This window comes from Halobacteriovorax sp. HFRX-2_2, assembly GCF_043196705.1.
Taxonomy (GTDB): Bacteria; Bdellovibrionota; Bacteriovoracia; order Bacteriovoracales; family Bacteriovoracaceae; genus Halobacteriovorax_A.
This window is the reverse complement of the sequence record NZ_JBEBMT010000004.1, coordinates 257,361-275,585: the sequence shown is the minus strand read 5'-3', so window position 1 is coordinate 275,585 and position 18,225 is coordinate 257,361. Positions and strand designations below refer to the sequence as shown.

Here is an 18,225-nt window from a genome sequence, read left to right as displayed (position 1 = left end):
AATAATTAATTTAATTAATGTTAAGCGTACTTTTTACCACAGAAATAATTGAAATAGAGACAAGAAAAAGGCCCTAAAAAAGGGCCCTTACTATTAGAAAATTTATTTATTTACACGCTCTACGTAGTCACCAGTTCTTGTATCAATTTTCAGGATTTCACCTTCTTTGATAAATAGTGGAACGTTAACTTGAAGACCTGTTTCCATAATGGCCTTTTTTAGTCCACCTTGAGCAGTGTCACCCTTTAGTCCTGGATCAGTTTCAGTAACTGCAAGTTCAACAAAGTTTGGAAGTTCAATCGAGATTGGCTTTCCTTTATAATATAATAGTTCTACTTTAATACCTTCTTGAAGGTAATTAGCAGCATCTTCGATATACTCTGTTGCTACGTGAATTGTTTCAAAAGTTGATTGGTCCATGAAGTTAAATCCTTCAGGATCATTGTATAAGTACTCTACTTCTTTTTCGTCTAGATCTGGTTGCATTGCACCCGTTGCTACACCAGACTTGAAAGTTCTTTCGATAACTGCACCTGTTTCAAGGTTCTTAATTCTTAACTTGTAAAAAGCTGAACCTTTACCTGGGTTAGTGAAGTCACATTTAATACAAACATATGGTTTGCCATCGATTTCTAGTTTTAAACCTTTCCTAAAGTCATTTGTCGATATTTCCATAAAAACCCTTTAAATTAATTGCGATAATATTGCTAGGAAGTAACCTTTTTCTTTTAAACCTTCTATCACAGCTGATGAAGATTTTGCAGTAATTTTATTCTTTCTAAACTCCTCTCGAAGATTTGTGTTCGACAGATGTACTTCAATTACTGGACATTTCATAACGCGCAAAGCGTCTAATATAGCAATACTAGTATGAGAAAAAGCCGCTGGATTTATAATAAGTGCTTTATAACCACCCTCTGACGCAGCATGTATTTTTTCAATAATTTCTTGCTCACCATTAGATTGAAACCATTCGACATCAACATTATAACCGAGGTCTCCAAGTTTTTTGTTTGTATACGACTCGATACCGGCAAGATCTAAAGTGCCATAGATTTCGGGCTCACGCTTACCTAATAAATTTAAATTAGGTCCATTAATGACTAAGAATTTATCCATTTAAAACTTCGCTGCTTCTTTTCTTTAGATATGATTCAAATAGCTCAAAGGCCATTGATAATTTTTCTAATTCAACCTTCGGCTTTTCTTCTAGTTTCTTGGCCGTAGACTCGAATGCGGCCATAAGATCTTCACGGCCTTTGCTCTCACTTATCTCATCAAGTCCTTCAAGCTCCCTTAGCCTATCTTGAATTCTCTTATCATCCGGATTTTCAACTAATGCACTATTCAATACCTCAATAGCTTTTTGCTTGGCACCCTGTTTTAGGTAAAGATCAACTAAGGTATGACTAAAGATTTGTCCTGGTTCATCATTGCTCTTCTCTTCAACAACAGGCTCTTCTTTAATTTGCGGAACTAAACTCAACGTGCTCCAGCTTTCAATCTCGTCATCAAGATTTGAGATATCAAAAGTCTTTTGCGTTAAGTCCTCATCTTCAACACTATCAAAATTATCATACTTAACGATAAACTCAGTCGCTTCCATATCTTTAGGAGAGATAAATAGAACTCTCTTATAAGTATTTAGAGCTTCAAGAATGAGGTTTTGCTTAAAACAAGATTGAGCAAATAGTTTTAGGAACTTTATATTATCGCCATTTATAGAAAGCTGAGGCTTTAATATAGTATATGCCTCTTCAACCTCATCCTTTTCTAGTAGAAGTTGTCCATAAATAATAATTGCAGCTGAAAAATTCGGATGATGAATTAGACCTCTCTTTAATAAGGCAAGAGCTTCATCATTCATACCAACTTTGCGATATACTTCGGCAAGAGGAGCAAAGACCTTCGAACGAGGGTCTTTCTCCAATTGACTCTTATATTTTGAGATTAAATTATTATAATTTTTCATCTACAAGCTACTTGTTAAACCTGCACGTTCTTGGTTAATAACCCTTGGAGTTATGAAAATGACAAGTTCAGTCTTACTCACTTGTGGGTTATATGGAGTTCTAAATAGCCAGCCAACAATTGGTACATCTTTTAGGTAAGGCACACCAGAGTGTGATTCAAGTTTAGAATAACTATAGAGTCCACCTAAAACGATAGTTGATCCATTTTCAACCAGTACGTTTGTCTTTACCTGTCTTTTTGTTTTATCAGGTGGTGCTCCAGCTGCTGGCGCGGTACCAAATTGTTCTTTAGAAAGTTCGACAATTAGATCAATCGCACCATCATTAGCAACCTGAGGTGTAACTGCGAGACTTAACTCTGCAGTCGTCTCTTTAAACGTAATTGTTAGATCCTCACCTGTCCCTTCTCTTTCTTCAAATGAAGTTGTATCAGTTGAAACGATCTCAGCTTTCACATTATGTTTTGTTACAACTCGAGGAGAAGCAATGATCTTTCCTTTCGACTCACTTTCTAAAAGTTGTAATTGGAAATTGAGGTCAAATAAGCGGCCGAAACGAGAGATTGTTACTCCAAGTAAATTTCGTGTACTCTCTCCTGTTGTTGGAGCACTTGAAAAACTTAGCCCTGGACCTGAAATACTAGTCGAGCTTGCCGTCCCAGTTAACTCTGTCGACGTAGGGATTTGTCCAACAGGATCATAGCCAAAGTTTAAACCATTTTGAAGACCAATTTGCTTTTGATATCCTTCGTTAACTTCAACAATCTTTGATTCAATTAAAACCTGTGGAGTTTGACGATCAAGGATATCAACAATTTTTGCAATCTTTTCAGTTGTCTCTAGAGTATCATTAATAATTAAATTATTTGTTCTCTCATCAGCAATGATTGAGCCTCTTGCAGGAGTTACATAGTCCTTTAGAAGTGTCGTTAAGTCTTTTGCTTTTGAATATGAGATTGGAAGAATTTTTGTAACAAGAGGCTCCGCTACTTCTTTAATCTGAGTCGCTTCTCTCTCTTTTCTCTTCTCTTCAGTCGCTTGAGCAAGCGTCTTAATTGTTAGGATCGCACCATTCTTTTCAGCAACAAGTTTATTGATTGATAAAACGGTATCTAGTGCCTGATCCCATGGAACATTAACAAGATTAAGGGATAAAGGTTTAAGTTCTGCTACATCATTTGTCATGATGACGTTAAAACCAGAAGCATCTGCAATGAGATCAAGAATATCGTTAATCTTCATATCTTTAACATTTAGAGAGATTTTATTACCAACATATTTCTTTTGCCCAGAAAGAGTTAGGTTTTCTAGAATATCTTCCATGCTCTTAGACTTAGGCTTTAGAAGTCTTTCTGTCTTCTTTTCTTCAACAGCGGATACAACGCTATCTTGCTCTTTTGAACTAGCAAAGGCACCGTAACGATTTTCAAAAATAATGCTCGCTAAATTTCCAGATGTTTGAATTTTGGAACGTACATTATCACGTAACTGTACAACGACTCTAATATCTTGAGAACTTCCAGGTGATTTGAATGCCGAAACAAATACAACACTTCCAGAAAACTCAGATGTATCAAAGGCCCTCAAAACTCTTTGAGTTGAAACTGTATTTTCAATATCGATGATAACTTGCTTGTCTTTTACGACTTGAAACTTCTTGATCTTGAAGTCATTCTTATCAAAATTAAAATTCAAGTAACTTAAGTCATCTTTTTGTTGAAAATCAATTTTTGTTAAATTTGCAGATAGTGCAAAAAATGAGTATAGAATTGATACTGCTATGACTATTTTTTTCATTTTTACTCTTCCTAAGTAAAATTATTATATTTTTATGATATCACAATTTGAATTTTATAAAAGTATTATGCATTACTCAGATAAAGGAAGTATTGTTTCTAGATACTCTTCTTCATCATATACATTAATAATTTTCTCAACTAATACTACCCCACCAGGTAGGATTGCTTTTACTTCAACTTGATCTGGGCCTATTTTCATCCCTTCTTTTATTATGACAGCTTCAGATAATCCTTCATCGTCAACTTGTTTAATAATAGCTCTTGCATCTTTACCTAAGAATATTCCAGTAACCCTTAAACGATCGATTCTTAAGTGGTCAGTAGTGAGCTTATTTGAGAAACCAGTAAACTTCTCTCTTCTTGCTTTCTTATTACCCATTTTCTTTTTATATTTTACCTTAAATGGGTCACGGATATTGCGGCCAGAGCTTAAGTCAGATGAAACATCTCCAAATGAGAAATATGAAAATAAACAGATGAGAATTAATTTGCTAAATTTTATCATTTTCTCTTCCTAGTTCTCTTCTTAGGTGTTGGCTTTTTCTGCTTTTCACTAAGCTGCTGCTCGATTTCTTTAATACCGCGTTTTTCTCTATGGTTCTGGTTATAAATATAACTCTCAATAGTCGCATAAAGATTAATAATCTCGTATCTTGATTTATTCGTTTTTGTAATTTTACTCAGGTTTATATCTCTAACATTTAAGATTCTTTCTTGCTTAGAAATATTTTCTAATAATAGTAAAAACTGTAAATAAGTTCCTTTTCCAGAAAATGTATAATACTTCGTGATATAGAAGCCATTTTCTTCTTGGCCACTTGGATTAATTTGTACATCTTTAATTTTAAGACTCTCACCTAGCTTCTTAATAAGGTTTATACTTTCGTTATCACTTATATCTTTAGGTAAGCGTCTTTGTGTCTCTTCTAACTTTTGAGCAACAATTTCAATCTCTTCTTTCTTTTGCTCAACATCTCTCTCATAGTCTTTGAGCTTTTTAAGTTCTTTTTTCTTCTTAGCTATTCGGCCATTAATAGCGTTTAAATCAGATTGTAGAACTTCTCTTTCTGAATCAACTTGGTTATAAGCCTCGTATGCTTGAAAGGCTCCCCAAAGAATAAGTAGTAAATATAGTTTATTAATTAACGATAACATTACTAAAGATCTCCATATGATTGAACTTTTCCTTCAATCGAAAAACTCTGTAACGTTACATTTTCACCATATAATTGGTCCTGTATCTCTTTTAACTCTTTCATTCCAAAGGTCTCAGAACTAAAGCCGTTTCTTGGGATGAAATATTCAAGCTCCTTCACATTATTAATAAAATCTCCAACTGAAGAGAAAGAAATGGACTCCCCTTCTATTTTGATAACTTTCTTATCATCGATAGTCAGTGTATTGAACCAAATATCATCATTCAAAGAACCAGACAGACCTCTCAGTACTTTATATGGGTTCGATTTCTTTGACATTACCTGTGCAACAAGAGCTTCACGACTTTTAAGCTCTTCAATTCGTTTCGTAAATGCATCCATTACCTCAGTCAATGAGCCATATGAATCGACATCTTTCTTAATTTTATTATAAGTTGCTCTTTGTTGAACAATTTGATCTTGAATATCTTTATTTTGATTCTTAAAAGTAGGAACCAAATAAGACGTCATTGCATAGTACAGAGCATAAGCAATCAGGAGTGACTTCTTATTCACCTTATTAAGATCAACACCAAGTATAACTGGAAGTTCTATCGGCTTCTTTTTCTCTAATAGGTTAATTTCTATCATTTTGGAAACTCCCTAAGGGCCAATCCAAATGAGACAACACCTTCGTGGGCCATATCATTTAATTCTTCATCATCGAAATCATTTTCATTAAACTCAATTTCATTGAATGGATTTAGTACGTTTACATCAACACCAAACGAAGATCGAATCTCTTCTAATAAATTTGGTAATCGAACAGAGCCACCTGTTACAGTAATGTTTTTTAATGAGTCATCAGACGTGGCATTTATATAAAAGTCATGCGCTTTCTTTAGTTCATTAACCAGAGTTCCATTGATTTCATTAATAATCATTAAGACATCGTCTGGAACACCTCCACCAGCAGACATCTTCTTCAAGTCTTCTGCCTCTTGAAAGGTAACACCTAGCTGCCTTTGAATTTCTTCAGTAATACTAGCACCACCAATAATGATTTCCTTAACAAAAACAGGAATCCCCTTTTTGAGAACAATAAATACAGTCGCCTGTGAGCCTATATCTATTAATAAACTCGAAGGAATAAGCACCTTACTTACATCTGTACTTGTTGTTGGCTCAAAAACTTCATCATTAAAATCTTGAGTGATACTACTTTCGATATCATCATCTTCAGAAGCTAGCTCATAAATATTTGTGATCGCAATCGAACATAAGTCTACAACTTTAACTATTTTTCCTAAGGATTCAATAATTGACTTGAATGATTCGAGAACATCTTTTTTAACAGCACAAACAATAACATCGAGACCTCCCCCCATGTTTTCGCCTATGACATACCAGTCAATATTACAGTCCTCTACTGGAAATGGAAGATACTGCTCGGCTTCCCAAATAACTTGATCTTCAAGTTCTTCGTCATCACCACCAGCTAGTTGTAATTTCTTAATAACAGTATTGGGACCAGATAGGCCGAGGCAAATATAAGGTTCAGTAACCTTAGCATCTTTAAAGGCTTCTTCTAAAGCTTCTTTAAGAGCGTCCTCATCTTGAATTTCATCTTCAATAATTGCAGCTTCCGGAAGTGGAACAGATGCATACTTAACTAATTTATAAGTATCATTCTTAGTGACTATTTTAGAGACCTTTACTGAGCTTTGACCAATGTCAACACCAATAAGTTCTTTAGGAACTAAACCTAAACCTTCCCTAATTTTAAATATAACATCCTGTATATCAATATTCTTCTTCATCCGTGACCTATCAAAGTATTATTATATTATACTCTGCACAGTCCAGTCATTTCAAGAAGTTATTTAAAACAGTAATGCGCCCAGCATCATTTTAAAAACACTTGGGAAGTAAATTTGAATCACAGCAACGATGATAATAAACGGGCCAAAGGCAATTGCCTGGTCTCTTTTTATTACCTTAAACATCAACAGTGGTAACATCAGCAAACTTCCAAGAATACATGAAAAGAGCATATTGTGAATAATTCCAAGTGGCCCAAGATATATCCCCAAGACACCAAAAAGTTTTATATCACCACCACCAAGACCGATGACTCCTTTAATACGATAGAATACATAAGTAATTAAGTACGGTACCAAGAATCCGATTAAGCCTCCTAATACCCAGTGTTTCCAATGAAAGAAAAACACAACATGAATAAAGAAGATAACTCCTAGGTATACGTTGATAACATCAGGAAGTATTTGGTGTCGAATATCAATAACAAAGTGGACAAGTAAACAACAAGCAACAGTGAAAAAGAATAAATACGATGTTAATCCATGCAGACTAATATCGTTGCCAAACAACAGAAGTGAAATTGTTGCTGTTAAGAACTCTATTACGGGATATTGAAAGCTTATATTTGTTTTACAATTAGCGCATTTTCCTCTTAGGCCAATAAAGCTTAGAATTGGAATATTGTGAAACCATTTAAGTTGAAATCCACATTTTGGACAACGTGATCGATCAATAAAGAACTTTTCATTTGTTGGCAGTCTAAGAATTAAGACATTTAGAAAACTTCCAATAAGAGCACCAAAAATGAATGCATAGATTTTGAATAGAAGAATCATTAGCCTAACTCTTTATTTTTAAAAACATACGCATTTATAAGTGACAATATAATGATATAGGCAGCACCATAAGCATAACTACCAACAATATCACCTCTTGAGATTAAATCCGAATTGAAAACAAATGGCTTATAATTCAAAAGATTTAAATCAGGAAGAATCATTTTATAGGCATTGAGAATAAACTCCAACCCTTCTCTATGTTTAACAAAAGATAGCTGAGAAATGTGAGTCACGGCATGCCCTACGAAGTAGATAACAACCGTATTAATTACACTTAGTGCCCTTGAGGTAAAAAGACTAAAAAATAGTACGATTAGAAAGAGTAAGATTGACTCCATAATTCCAAGAGCCAGTGAGTTAATAATTATACTATCAACTAACCCACCACGTGCTAAATAAACAATCAGGGAAGTTGTAAATATTAAAACTGAACTAAAGACTAATAAAGCTGTAACACCAAGAATCTTTCCTAATAAAAAGCTTACTCTAGATACAGGTCGAGATAAGGTAATATAGATTGTACGTGAATCAATTTCATCTGAAATAATATTCACTCCAACGAAAATTGCTAATATATTTGCCGCAAGGGATGCACCACCTAGGCCAAAATCAATCGATACTCTAAGAACATTACCATATGAGAACTCTGAAGTTACGTAGCTCATTAAAAGGATAAATAAAGCAATCCACAGTGTTAAGTATAACACTCTACTTTTGACTATGTCTTTGAAAGTGAATTTGGCAATAGTAAATATATTATTCATTTGTTTAACCGATATACAATTTCTTCTAAAGAAGAAGTCATTCTACTAATCTTTTGAATACTAAGGTTTTGATCTAATAAGTCTTTTATTTTTTTATCTTTCTCATCTTCTTCAACTAATAATCTTTGAGAGCTGTCATGGTCTTTATAGACAATCTCAAATTGATTACTTGTGTTTTTAGCGACAAGTTCCTTGATCGGGCCATTATAAATTATTTCTCCGGCTTCAAGAACTACAACATCATCACAAACTTCTTCAACATCATTTACGATATGAGATGAAAAGAAAACACTGACACCTTCTTCATTCACTTCCTTAATAACGTCTTTGAATTCTTTGCGACCGATTGGATCTAATCCAGAAAGAGGTTCATCCAAAATAATAAGCCTTGGATTATGCAGTAGAACAGACACAAACCCCAAACGCTGTAACATACCCTTCGAGTAGCCTTTTATTTTTCGATCTAATGCAAATTTAATTTCAAGTTTGGTTGCCCATTTTTCAATATTCTTATCAACTATCTCACGAGAAACTTCTTGAAGCTCCCCACAGTAATAAAGAAACTCAAGTCCTGTTAAGTTCTGATAATAATAAGGTCTCTCTGGCATATATCCTACGAGTCTCCTAACATTATCATCTGTCCAATCGTTACCTAATATCTTCACACTACCGCTATTTGGTTTAATAAAACTTAGTATAATTTTAATCAGTGTCGTTTTACCTGCACCATTAGCCCCTAAGAAGCCAACAATTTTCCCCTCAGTGAGTTCAAAGTTGACGTTTTTTAATGCAATAAACTCTTTGGCCCAAAAGTCTTTTTTGAATGATTTAGAAATATTATGACAAACTAACATAGAAGCCTTTTTATTTTTTTTAATAATAGTATAATCAGTTATGGCCATGAAGAAAACACAACATATGAATAAATTAATGATAATTGCATTGGCGTTAGCAATAATTTCAACGAACAAGTTTCTATCATATACTAAAACAGTAAATCCTGAGTCATTCACTACACTAGATAGTAATTTTGTTAAGATATTATCTTTTGGGAATTATCGTTTTGTCTCTAGTTACTTATGGACTAAAACACTACTCGATGCTGACATTAAGCATGTTGAAAATAATGAGAAATCGTGGCTTTACTATCGTTTCAACCTAATATCGGATCTTGATCCTAACTTTTATGAAAACTATCTTCAGGGTGGAATTTATTTATCAATTATTAAGGATGATATTTATGGAGCAGAGGAAATTTTTCTAAAGGGTTTAAAGTTATTTCCCACTGATTACAAGCTTCTCTATTATACAGCGTTCAATTATCACTTTGAATTGAAAGATTATTCTAATTCATTAATTTACTACAAAAGACTTCAAGCTTTACCAGAGTCACATAGTATGAGAATCCTTCCCTACCTTATAAAACAAGCAGAAGAGAGAAATAGTCCAACTAATGTTAGACTTATCTCTTTAGAAAGAGAGTATCGTACTAGTAAAGACGAAAAAGTAAAGGCTGCAATCTTAAAGAAAATAAAAAGTATAAAAAAAGGAGAGCCATAGGCCCTCCTTCAAAATATCTAATTTAAATTTTAAATTAGTAACCTTTGTTAAGCTCTTGAAGAGACTTATTCTCATTAATCGCCCACATAGAAGCGTTACCACCAGAACCACCACTGATACCACCAGTGTTGTCAGCATCAATTGGACCAATCGCACCTGCGATAAAGTAAGCAGATTCAGCAGTTAATGTTGATAGAGTTCCATTTGTATTTAGTTGATTTTGCCACTTGTTAGAATCAATACCAGGAACAACACTAGCTAAGTCAGATGCAGCTGCTGCCACACCACCAACTCTCTTTGTTCCACCAAATTGAAATTGTCCGTTCGCACATGTACCACCGTTAAGCTCAACAACGTTATTTTCTGTCGTTGCGTCTACAGAAAATCCTGTTGCATAGAAGTTACCTGAAGTCGGTGCAACATAACCTGCATCATCAAGACATGTTCCAAATGAATCATAGTCAGATTGAAGAGCAGTCATTGCTGAATAAATAGATGATAATAAAAGTTTAGCTTCAGAAGTTTTCGTTTTTGCTTGATACTTCTTAAAGTTTGGAATTGCTACCGCAGATAGAATTCCGATGATGGCCACAACGACCATCAACTCAACCAGGGTAAACCCTTTTGAGTTCTTCAACTCGTTTGTAAAATTCATGTCTTTTCTCCTCGTTAATCTAATTTAGATAGATCAAAAAAATTTTAAGACTTGGCTAAAATTTAGATTTAGCTAGTCCTATAGCTACTTTACGGCATTTTAACTAAAAAAATTAACATTCAATAATTTCAGACACATAGCCGTTTTCCATAAATAAAATATACTAAATTATTGCCATTAATCTTTGTCAATTTAAGGGTTTATCCTCCTGCTGACATAAACATTGGCAAGTAAATTGCAATCATAACACCACCAATAATTCCACCAAGTACAACAAGAACTAAGGGTTCTAACATTTTTGTAGCAGATGTAATGGCATCATTAACTTCGTCTTCAAAAACAACAGAGATTTTCGCTAACATTTGATCAATAGAACCCGTCGACTCACCAACCTTAATCATTTGTGCAACCATCTCTGGAAAGTAATCAATCTTAGTAAGTGGTTCAGTTAAAGTTTTCCCCTCGATAACCTTTTTCCTTACTTCCTTGATATCGCCACAAATAACTGAGTTATCAATCGTTTCAACACAGATTTCTAAAGCATCAATTAGGGCCACTCCAGAACCCAATAGAGTTGCTAAAGTTCTTGAAAATTGTGCGAGACTTCCTTTGATAATAACTGTTCCAAAAGCTGGGATATTCATGGAGAACTTATCAAAAGCAACCTTTCCTTGTGGTGTTTTTACAAAGTAAGTAAAAAAGATCATGGCCGCAACGCCACCAATAATCATTTTCCCCGAATACTCACCAAAGAATTCTGATGTATCAATTACAAATTGAGTAATCCAAGGAAGCTCCTGTCCTGTATCAGAGAGCATACTAGTAAATTGTGGTACAACGTACGTAATAAGTCCCCAGACAACAAGTGCCCCAATACCTGATACGATAAGTGGATAACTCATTGCTGCCTTAATTTGTTTTTTTATTTTTTCTTGTTTCTCTAAGTGCTCGGTAAGCTTAGAAAGGATCTCATCGAGAATACCACCAACCTCTCCGGCCTTTACAAGGTTACAGTAGAGATTATCAAAGCCTTGCTGCTTACGCATACTCTCAGCAAGAGTATTCCCTTCTGCTACATCTGTTGCAATATTCTTTACTGCATTTTTGAGTGCTGGATTTTTTTCTGACTTATAAATAATTTCAAGGGCCAAAATAATCGGTACACCTGCATTGATCATAATTGATAACTGCTTAGTGAAATTCATTAATTCTGGAGCACCGAAGGCTGATCCAATACCCTTCTCAATTAACCATGCATTAATATCAAATTCTAAAATTGACGGTGGAATTATTTTACGTACACGATTACCTTGGGCGCGCAGTCTCTTCTTCGCATCCTTTTCATCGTTGGCCTGGATTTGTCCAGAGGTCTTTTTACCGTTTTTATCAAGTCCTTCCCATTTATATAGTGGCATATCTTACTCTATCGCTCCTTAATACCTAGTTGTGGACCAAGCTCTTCAGGGTTTGTTGAGTATGACATGGCCGTCTCAACATCAATTGCACCAGAATCAACATGCTTTTTAATAGATTGATTCATTGTCGTCATACCGGTCTGATCCTGACCAATTTGCATTTGTGAATAAATTTGATGCATTTTATCTTCACGAATTAAGTTTCGAATCGCAGGTGTTGGCCTTAAAATTTCAAGACAAGCAACTCGTCCAGGCTCATATGTTTTTGGTAATAGTTGTTGTGAAACAACACCTTGTAGAACAAATGAGAGCAGTGTGCGAATCTGATCTTGTTGATCCGAAGGGAAAACGTTTACGAGACGGTTAATTGTCTGCACACACGAGTTAGTGTGGAGTGTTCCAAAAACTAAGTGTCCTGTTTCTGCAACAGTTAAGGCAGCTTCAATTGTTTCCACATCCCTCATCTCACCAACAAGAACAATATCAGGATCTTGTCTTAAAAGCCCCTTAAGAGCATTTTCGAATGAGTGAGTATCACGGCCAATTTCACGTTGATTCACAATACTTGTTTTATGTGGGTGGACGAATTCGACAGGGTCTTCAAGAGTAACGATATGCGCAGGCTCCATCTCATTAAGACGATTAATAAGAGCTGCAAGAGTTGTCGATTTCCCTGAACCTGTTGGTCCCGTTACGAGGAAGAGACCATTTGAAACGTCAGTCATTTCCATAAGTACATTTGGTAGATTTAGTGCTTTGAAATCAGGAACAGCACTAGGAATTAAACGAAATACCGCTGCGACTCCACCTTTTGAGTAGAATATATTTGCCCTAAAACGAGCAAGCCCCTTAATTCCAAAAGCAAGGTCGAGTTCTAGATTTTTCTCAAATTCATTTCTTTGTTCTTCAGAAAGAATTTGATAAATAAGCGACTTACTTGAAGAAGCATCAAGAGCAGGTAGTTTTACTCTAACAATGTCACCATTAACTCTCATTGCAGGAGCAGTCCCTGGAGTTAAGTGTAAATCTGAACCGCCATTATCAACCATCAACTTAAAGAGCTGTTGGATCTTAAGGGATTCGGCACTTGTGATAGCACCTGTCTTTGTTTCCGTTTTAGTTTTTGTTTGCGTATTATCGCTACTCATCTATTTCACCTATAGAAAATATTATTATAATTTATCAACACTCGAGTTTTTTATTGCTTCAGCTAAGGTTGTGACACCTTCAGCAACTTTTGTCAGGGCCGACATTCTTAACGTCTTCATCCCATCGGCAATTGCCTGTTTTTTCAAATCATCAGAAGAGCAGTGCTTTAAAACAAGATCTCTTGCAGCTGGAGTCATTTCTAGAACTTCATAAATGGCGACACGTCCCTTGTAACCTGAACCATCACAGAACTCACAACCAGTACCGTGATAAACTTTAAGATTCTTAGCAGAATTTGGAGTTACACCACAGGCAACAATTTGATCAACTGTTACGCTCTCATCGACAGTCTTACAGTTTTCACAAATCTTACGACATAGTCTTTGTGCAACAACAACATTTAGAGCACCTGTTACAAGGAAAGGCTCTATTCCCATATTTAATAAACGAGTAACTGTTGAAGGAGCATCATTGGTGTGAAGAGTAGATAGAACCATGTGACCAGTTAGGGCCGCTTCAATGGCAATCTCACCTACTTCTTGGTCTCGAATCTCCCCAACCATGATAATGTCCGGATCCTGTCTAAGAAAGGCCTTAAGAGCTCTAGCAAAGTCCAGTCCAATATCCTTTCTAACGTTAACCTGATTGATCCCTTCTAAGTTAAATTCACAAGGGTCTTCGGCCGTCGAAATATTTTTTTCAATATTATTAAGCTCTGATAATGCAGAATAAAGAGTTGTTGTTTTCCCCGAACCAGTAGGCCCTGTAACAAGACACATTCCGTAAGGCTGTCTAATACCTTCTAAGAAAACATCAAGTTGTTTCTTTTCAAAACCTAACTTAGTCATATCTAACTGTAGATTTGATTGGTCTAGAAGTCGCATTACAACTTTTTCACCAAATAGTGTCGGTAGTGTGGAAACACGATAATCAATAGGGTTACCATCAATCTCTAGCTTAATACGTCCATCTTGTGGAATCCTTCTTTCAGAAATATCAAGTTGAGAAAGAATTTTCATTCTCGAAACTAATGGCAATAGCATTGATCGTGGTGGTGCCGCGTACTCATGGAGAGAACCATCTAATCGAAATCTAATTCTGAAATTATTTTCATAAGGCTCAACGTGAATATCGGATACCTTTTTAATATATGCTTCAGCTAGGACCTTGTTAACGTACGAAATGATATCTTCGCCAATATCTTCTTCTTTTACGTTCTCATCACCTTGTGCCTGATCACCTCTAACCTCTCTTACAGTTTCAAGAATTTCATCAATGGAGGCTTGGATATTTTGATATAGAGTTTTCCACGCAGATAAAGAAGTTAAAACAAACTCTACGTTAGACTGAATTTCTTTTTGTATTTCTGCTCTAATTTCAACAAGTGATGGATCAAAAATAGCTAATGATAAAGTTCCTGCTTGTCTCTTCAAAGGAACAATTCGAAATTTTGTGGCAACACCTTTTTTAACTAATTGTAGTGTTGAACCTGGTACACGAGTTTCTGATAAATCAACATAGGCAAGACCACTTTGTTCTGCAATGGCCTTTGCAAATTTAATATCATCAAAGAAATTAAACTTTAATAGATCTAACTCTGACACAACACCAGGGTTCTTATTTGCAGCTAATGGTACTAAATCTTTTCGTGGTACCATACCGGTTTTTGAAATGACTTCTAGAAATTCTTTTCTTATCACCTTACGTTATCCTAATATTAGTTTCTTTAAATATTGAATACTTAGACACTCTAACTATTTACTATTTATTTACTATTATAACGTAAAGTTCCAAAATTTTTTTGCTGCTACTGCTTGTAGGTAAAGAAGTTCACTTCCATCTACATAAGTGAGTTTATTACTCAGAAAAGACTGATGATATTCATGAGAATAGTTCATATCCCAAAAAATAGAGTTTTTTGATAGTACAGAATCAAACTGAAATTGACGTGCACAACAATTGATAATCAATGTCTTATCAAGATTAACAAAGGAATCATATTTAATAGAATTTAGATCACCATTCTTTCTTCTAGAGAATTGGTGATAATTGATATTTAGCTCTTTAAATAAAATTTTGAACATATTTGTCATAGCGCCATCACCAAGCATGACGATATCTTTTTGTTCATACGAGTTTTTCAAAATGATTTCTTTAGCGGCCAAGTAGTCAGTATTTGTGCCAAAAAATTGTGTTCCATCATATTTAATGCAATTGATTGCACCAATTTCCTTTACAGTATCCTCTAATAAAACATCATTTAGAAAGTGCTTCTTATAAGGAGCTGTAATTGAAAGTCCTTGAAGATTAGAAAAGATCTCTTTTAATTTAGGAATATTTTTTTCATCATCAATATCCAAAAGAGTGTATTCAACTTGGCCATCAAAGAGTTCATCATATATATCAGGCGATTTTGAATGTTGAATATTCTTTCCTAAAAGACCTAGCTTAAGCATTAAAATATTCTCGCGTCTTTTTCACATCTAATTTAATTTGTTCAATGAGCTCATTTACTGATGAGAATTTCTTTTCATCCCTTAATCTTTTAATGAACGATACTTCTAGTTCATTTCCGTAAATATCATTATCAAAGTCTAAGATATGTGTTTCAACGAAAACATTATTTCCATCAGTGAAGGTAGGATTATGACCGATATTTGTAACGGAGTACCATGTAGATTCCCCAAACTTAGTTTTCGTAATATAGACACCATTTTTAGGATAACGACGATAACGATCGAGGGCCAAGTTAGCTGTCGGAATTCCAATCTGACGACCACGGCCAGCACCTTTTATAACACGTCCCCTAATAAAATAGTTTCGTCCTAGATACTTTCCAACACTTTCAACGTCTCCATTTGCCAGAGATTCGCGTACAACTGTACTAGAAACTTTATCACCTTCAACATCGTAAGAGCAAAGCACATTCACTTCTGTCGATTTTGATGAACAAAAACTTTTAACAAACTCATGATTCCCTTTCTTTTGCGCACCAAAAGCGAAGTCATGCCCAAGATAAATTCTTTTAGGTTCTATATAATTAAAGATATATTCATTTAAGAATACTTCTGGTTCTTTCATCGATAGATCACGATTAAATTCGATCTCTAATAGGTAATCAATATTTTGATGAGAAAGAAGCTCTCTTCTTTCTTCATAACTATTAATTAGGTAGTGCTCTTTTGGATTTAGGATTTCAATAGGATGTGGAGTAAATGTTATCACGACTAGTTTTAAATCAGCATCGCGGCATTCATTATAAATCTGATTAATAATTTTCTGATGGCCACGATGAACACCGTCAAAGTTACCAATAGTAACAGCAAAATTATCACACTCTATTTCGTTTAGGCTTTTAATTATTTTCATATTCTGCTCTAGCTAGTTCTTGCCAGTATTCTTTCTTATACTTAAGAGGCAACTTAGCGCCTTTGTACTCATTTTTTCCAGCATTATCGACAAGATCGAAAAAGTATTTTCTAGCTTCATCTGAAACTCTCATTCCCTTAATACGATCATTTAAGCTATCACCGTGTACACTTGGTGTAAATATTGTGATGTAATGAAAAATATTTGAATAATTAAATTCATTTTTAAGATTCTTAAAAGGATCTCTATCAAAGAATCTAATATAAGGAAATGCCGTAATCACTAGAATCAAAATTATGATTCCCGCTAGCGAATAATTAATAATATCCCATAAGCTTCTCTTATTAGAGACAACAAATACTGGTGCCATAATATTTTCTGCCAGTATCGTTTTCTGGACTTCAGGCATTGTAACCTGCTTATTTTTAACAACTTCTTTTGTCTCACTCGATGCAATATTTGAAGCCGCACTTCCTGAACCAATAATGACAAGTGGATCAACAACTAGCTCTGTCGTTTCAAACTGGCCAGAAGCTGGATCAAATGTCGATAATTCAATTTTTCTCTGTGAAACAAATTCTGCTCTTTTTGCTAAGAAAGTATAATCAAATACCTTATTCTTTATAAGTGGAGTTTGTTCAACCATTTCCGCTCTTGTTTCGAAAACTTCGAATGCATCAGAATTAATTAAAGTAGGTGCATCAAATTTCTCAAGCGCACCATCTCCGCGAACCTCTAAACGGGCCTCTAATACGTCATTAACAACAATTTTACTTTTATTAAGACTTAAGTTGAAAGTGTGTTTACCAACAAGTCCCGTAAAAGACTTAGGCATATTCTCCATAGGAATCTGAAGGGCCTTTATTTTAACTCGCTCACTTCTAATTGTTTTCGACTTATAAGTTGCTGAGCTAAATGAAAATGACATTCCGAATGCATTTCCACGTCTATTCTTATAGTCTGGGTGTTGAAATCGGACTTCGATAGGATCAATAGAAAGATTTCCTGGCTTTTCAGGATAGAGTACACTTTTATAAACAGGAATACGTTTGTAGACATCTCCCTGAACACTTACTCTCTCAACATTTGTACGAGGTAACTCAAAACGTTTTAAGAAATTCTTTTGTACTGGAAATTTAACAAACTCAGGATTAGTTATTTCACCCTTAAAATATACATAGTAGACAAGATCAATCTTCTCTCCAACATATGCCTGAGTTTTATCCACTTCTGCGCGTATAAAGTAATCCTGAAGTCTTGCCCTTTGACTAAGAATACGAACTGTTAAAGAACGGTGCTTAATAACTTCATTTCCAAAATCAACTTTAATATCTCTAACTACAGCACTTCCCTTTTTTAATGCTCTAAGTTCATAGACATAATTATAGACTTTTTTCTGAATCATTTTACCGCCAGCAAAATACCCTTTCACCATCAGTCGACTTGCATCATTTGTGTTATCAGAGACTATTTCAGCATTATTAAGCTTGAAGCTTACATAAGGTTCCGTTTCACCCTGATACTCGAAATTGATTATTAATTTAAACGAATCCTCTAACGCGACCTCAGATGAGCTTACTTTTGCAGTTATCGTTTGAGCGATAGAAGAAAATGTTAATAGAATTAAAATTATATACTTAAACATTACCAATCCTTACGATTATTATTTCCATCTGAAGTTGTGTCGATAAATTTCTTCTGCAGTTGCGAATCATCATTCATAATCTGCTTAAAGACTCCATTTGC

Annotated in this window: 19 protein-coding genes; 1 reads left to right on the top strand and 18 read right to left on the bottom strand. The window is 34.7% G+C overall.

Features of this window, described 5'->3' with window-relative positions; all coding sequences use genetic code 11:
• Positions 1 to 102: 102 nt before the first annotated feature.
• The 11 genes from efp to ABMA79_RS14140 all read right to left on the bottom strand — a co-directional run bounded on the left by efp (position 103) and on the right by ABMA79_RS14140 (position 9,233).
• Positions 103 to 675, bottom strand: coding sequence for an elongation factor P (efp, locus tag ABMA79_RS14190; RefSeq protein WP_392861143.1), 573 nt, complete (start codon positions 673 to 675; stop codon positions 103 to 105).
• Between the two features lie 9 nt (positions 676 to 684).
• The gene (locus ABMA79_RS14185) at positions 685 to 1,119 is read right to left on the bottom strand and encodes a type II 3-dehydroquinate dehydratase (protein ID WP_393093434.1); all 435 of its coding nucleotides are present in this window, start codon (positions 1,117 to 1,119) and stop codon (positions 685 to 687) included.
• Entirely contained in the window at positions 1,112 to 1,972 is an 861-nt protein-coding gene (locus ABMA79_RS14180) for a tetratricopeptide repeat protein (protein WP_393093431.1), read from the bottom strand. Before ABMA79_RS14180 ends, ABMA79_RS14185 begins: the two co-directional genes overlap by 8 nt.
• Positions 1,973 to 3,769, bottom strand: a complete 1,797-nt coding sequence (gene pilQ / locus ABMA79_RS14175) for a type IV pilus secretin PilQ (RefSeq protein WP_393093428.1) — start codon at positions 3,767 to 3,769, stop codon at positions 1,973 to 1,975.
• Between the two features lie 72 nt (positions 3,770 to 3,841).
• Complete coding sequence (locus ABMA79_RS14170; RefSeq protein WP_393093425.1) at positions 3,842 to 4,276, bottom strand: hypothetical protein; 435 nt, start codon at positions 4,274 to 4,276, stop codon at positions 3,842 to 3,844.
• Positions 4,273 to 4,926 (bottom strand): type 4a pilus biogenesis protein PilO, encoded by a 654-nt coding sequence (gene pilO, locus ABMA79_RS14165; protein WP_393093423.1) that lies wholly within the window; start codon positions 4,924 to 4,926, stop codon positions 4,273 to 4,275. Before pilO ends, ABMA79_RS14170 begins: the two co-directional genes overlap by 4 nt.
• A 2-nt stretch (positions 4,927 to 4,928) precedes the next feature.
• The gene (locus ABMA79_RS14160; protein WP_393093420.1) at positions 4,929 to 5,558 is read right to left on the bottom strand and encodes a PilN domain-containing protein; all 630 of its coding nucleotides are present in this window, start codon (positions 5,556 to 5,558) and stop codon (positions 4,929 to 4,931) included.
• Positions 5,555 to 6,727 (bottom strand): type IV pilus assembly protein PilM, encoded by a 1,173-nt coding sequence (gene pilM / locus ABMA79_RS14155; protein WP_393093418.1) that lies wholly within the window; start codon positions 6,725 to 6,727, stop codon positions 5,555 to 5,557. Before pilM ends, ABMA79_RS14160 begins: the two co-directional genes overlap by 4 nt.
• A 63-nt stretch (positions 6,728 to 6,790) precedes the next feature.
• Complete coding sequence (locus ABMA79_RS14150) at positions 6,791 to 7,564, bottom strand: prepilin peptidase (protein WP_392861155.1); 774 nt, start codon at positions 7,562 to 7,564, stop codon at positions 6,791 to 6,793.
• On the bottom strand, positions 7,564 to 8,331 hold the full coding sequence (locus ABMA79_RS14145; protein WP_393093416.1) for an ABC transporter permease: 768 nt from the start codon (positions 8,329 to 8,331) through the stop codon (positions 7,564 to 7,566). The genes ABMA79_RS14150 and ABMA79_RS14145 overlap by 1 nt, the downstream gene beginning before the upstream one ends.
• Positions 8,328 to 9,233, bottom strand: a complete 906-nt coding sequence (locus tag ABMA79_RS14140) for an ABC transporter ATP-binding protein (protein ID WP_393093413.1) — start codon at positions 9,231 to 9,233, stop codon at positions 8,328 to 8,330. The genes ABMA79_RS14145 and ABMA79_RS14140 overlap by 4 nt, the downstream gene beginning before the upstream one ends.
• A 16-nt stretch (positions 9,234 to 9,249) precedes the next feature.
• Between ABMA79_RS14140 and ABMA79_RS14135 the strand changes: the two genes are divergently transcribed.
• On the top strand, positions 9,250 to 9,891 hold the full coding sequence (locus ABMA79_RS14135; RefSeq protein WP_393093410.1) for a hypothetical protein: 642 nt from the start codon (positions 9,250 to 9,252) through the stop codon (positions 9,889 to 9,891).
• Between the two features lie 34 nt (positions 9,892 to 9,925).
• Here ABMA79_RS14135 and ABMA79_RS14130 read toward each other — a convergent pair whose 3' ends face one another.
• From ABMA79_RS14130 to ABMA79_RS14100, 7 genes are all read right to left on the bottom strand, one after another.
• Positions 9,926 to 10,546: a type IV pilin protein gene (locus ABMA79_RS14130; protein WP_393093408.1), complete on the bottom strand. Its 621-nt coding sequence runs from the start codon at positions 10,544 to 10,546 to the stop codon at positions 9,926 to 9,928.
• 200 nt (positions 10,547 to 10,746) lie between these two features.
• Positions 10,747 to 11,961 (bottom strand): type II secretion system F family protein, encoded by a 1,215-nt coding sequence (locus tag ABMA79_RS14125; RefSeq protein WP_393093406.1) that lies wholly within the window; start codon positions 11,959 to 11,961, stop codon positions 10,747 to 10,749.
• Positions 11,962 to 11,969: 8 nt separating this feature from the next.
• The gene (locus ABMA79_RS14120) at positions 11,970 to 13,109 is read right to left on the bottom strand and encodes a type IV pilus twitching motility protein PilT (protein WP_392861165.1); all 1,140 of its coding nucleotides are present in this window, start codon (positions 13,107 to 13,109) and stop codon (positions 11,970 to 11,972) included.
• Between the two features lie 24 nt (positions 13,110 to 13,133).
• The gene (locus ABMA79_RS14115; RefSeq protein WP_393057037.1) at positions 13,134 to 14,810 is read right to left on the bottom strand and encodes a GspE/PulE family protein; all 1,677 of its coding nucleotides are present in this window, start codon (positions 14,808 to 14,810) and stop codon (positions 13,134 to 13,136) included.
• Between the two features lie 75 nt (positions 14,811 to 14,885).
• Positions 14,886 to 15,566 carry a hypothetical protein gene (locus ABMA79_RS14110; RefSeq protein ID WP_392861168.1) on the bottom strand — a complete coding sequence of 227 codons (681 nt, stop codon included), beginning with the start codon at positions 15,564 to 15,566 and terminating at the stop codon, positions 14,886 to 14,888.
• Entirely contained in the window at positions 15,559 to 16,479 is a 921-nt protein-coding gene (locus tag ABMA79_RS14105) for a bifunctional riboflavin kinase/FAD synthetase (protein ID WP_393093403.1), read from the bottom strand. Before ABMA79_RS14105 ends, ABMA79_RS14110 begins: the two co-directional genes overlap by 8 nt.
• Complete coding sequence (locus ABMA79_RS14100; protein ID WP_393093400.1) at positions 16,466 to 18,124, bottom strand: hypothetical protein; 1,659 nt, start codon at positions 18,122 to 18,124, stop codon at positions 16,466 to 16,468. The genes ABMA79_RS14105 and ABMA79_RS14100 overlap by 14 nt, the downstream gene beginning before the upstream one ends.
• Positions 18,125 to 18,225: the final 101 nt, after the last annotated feature.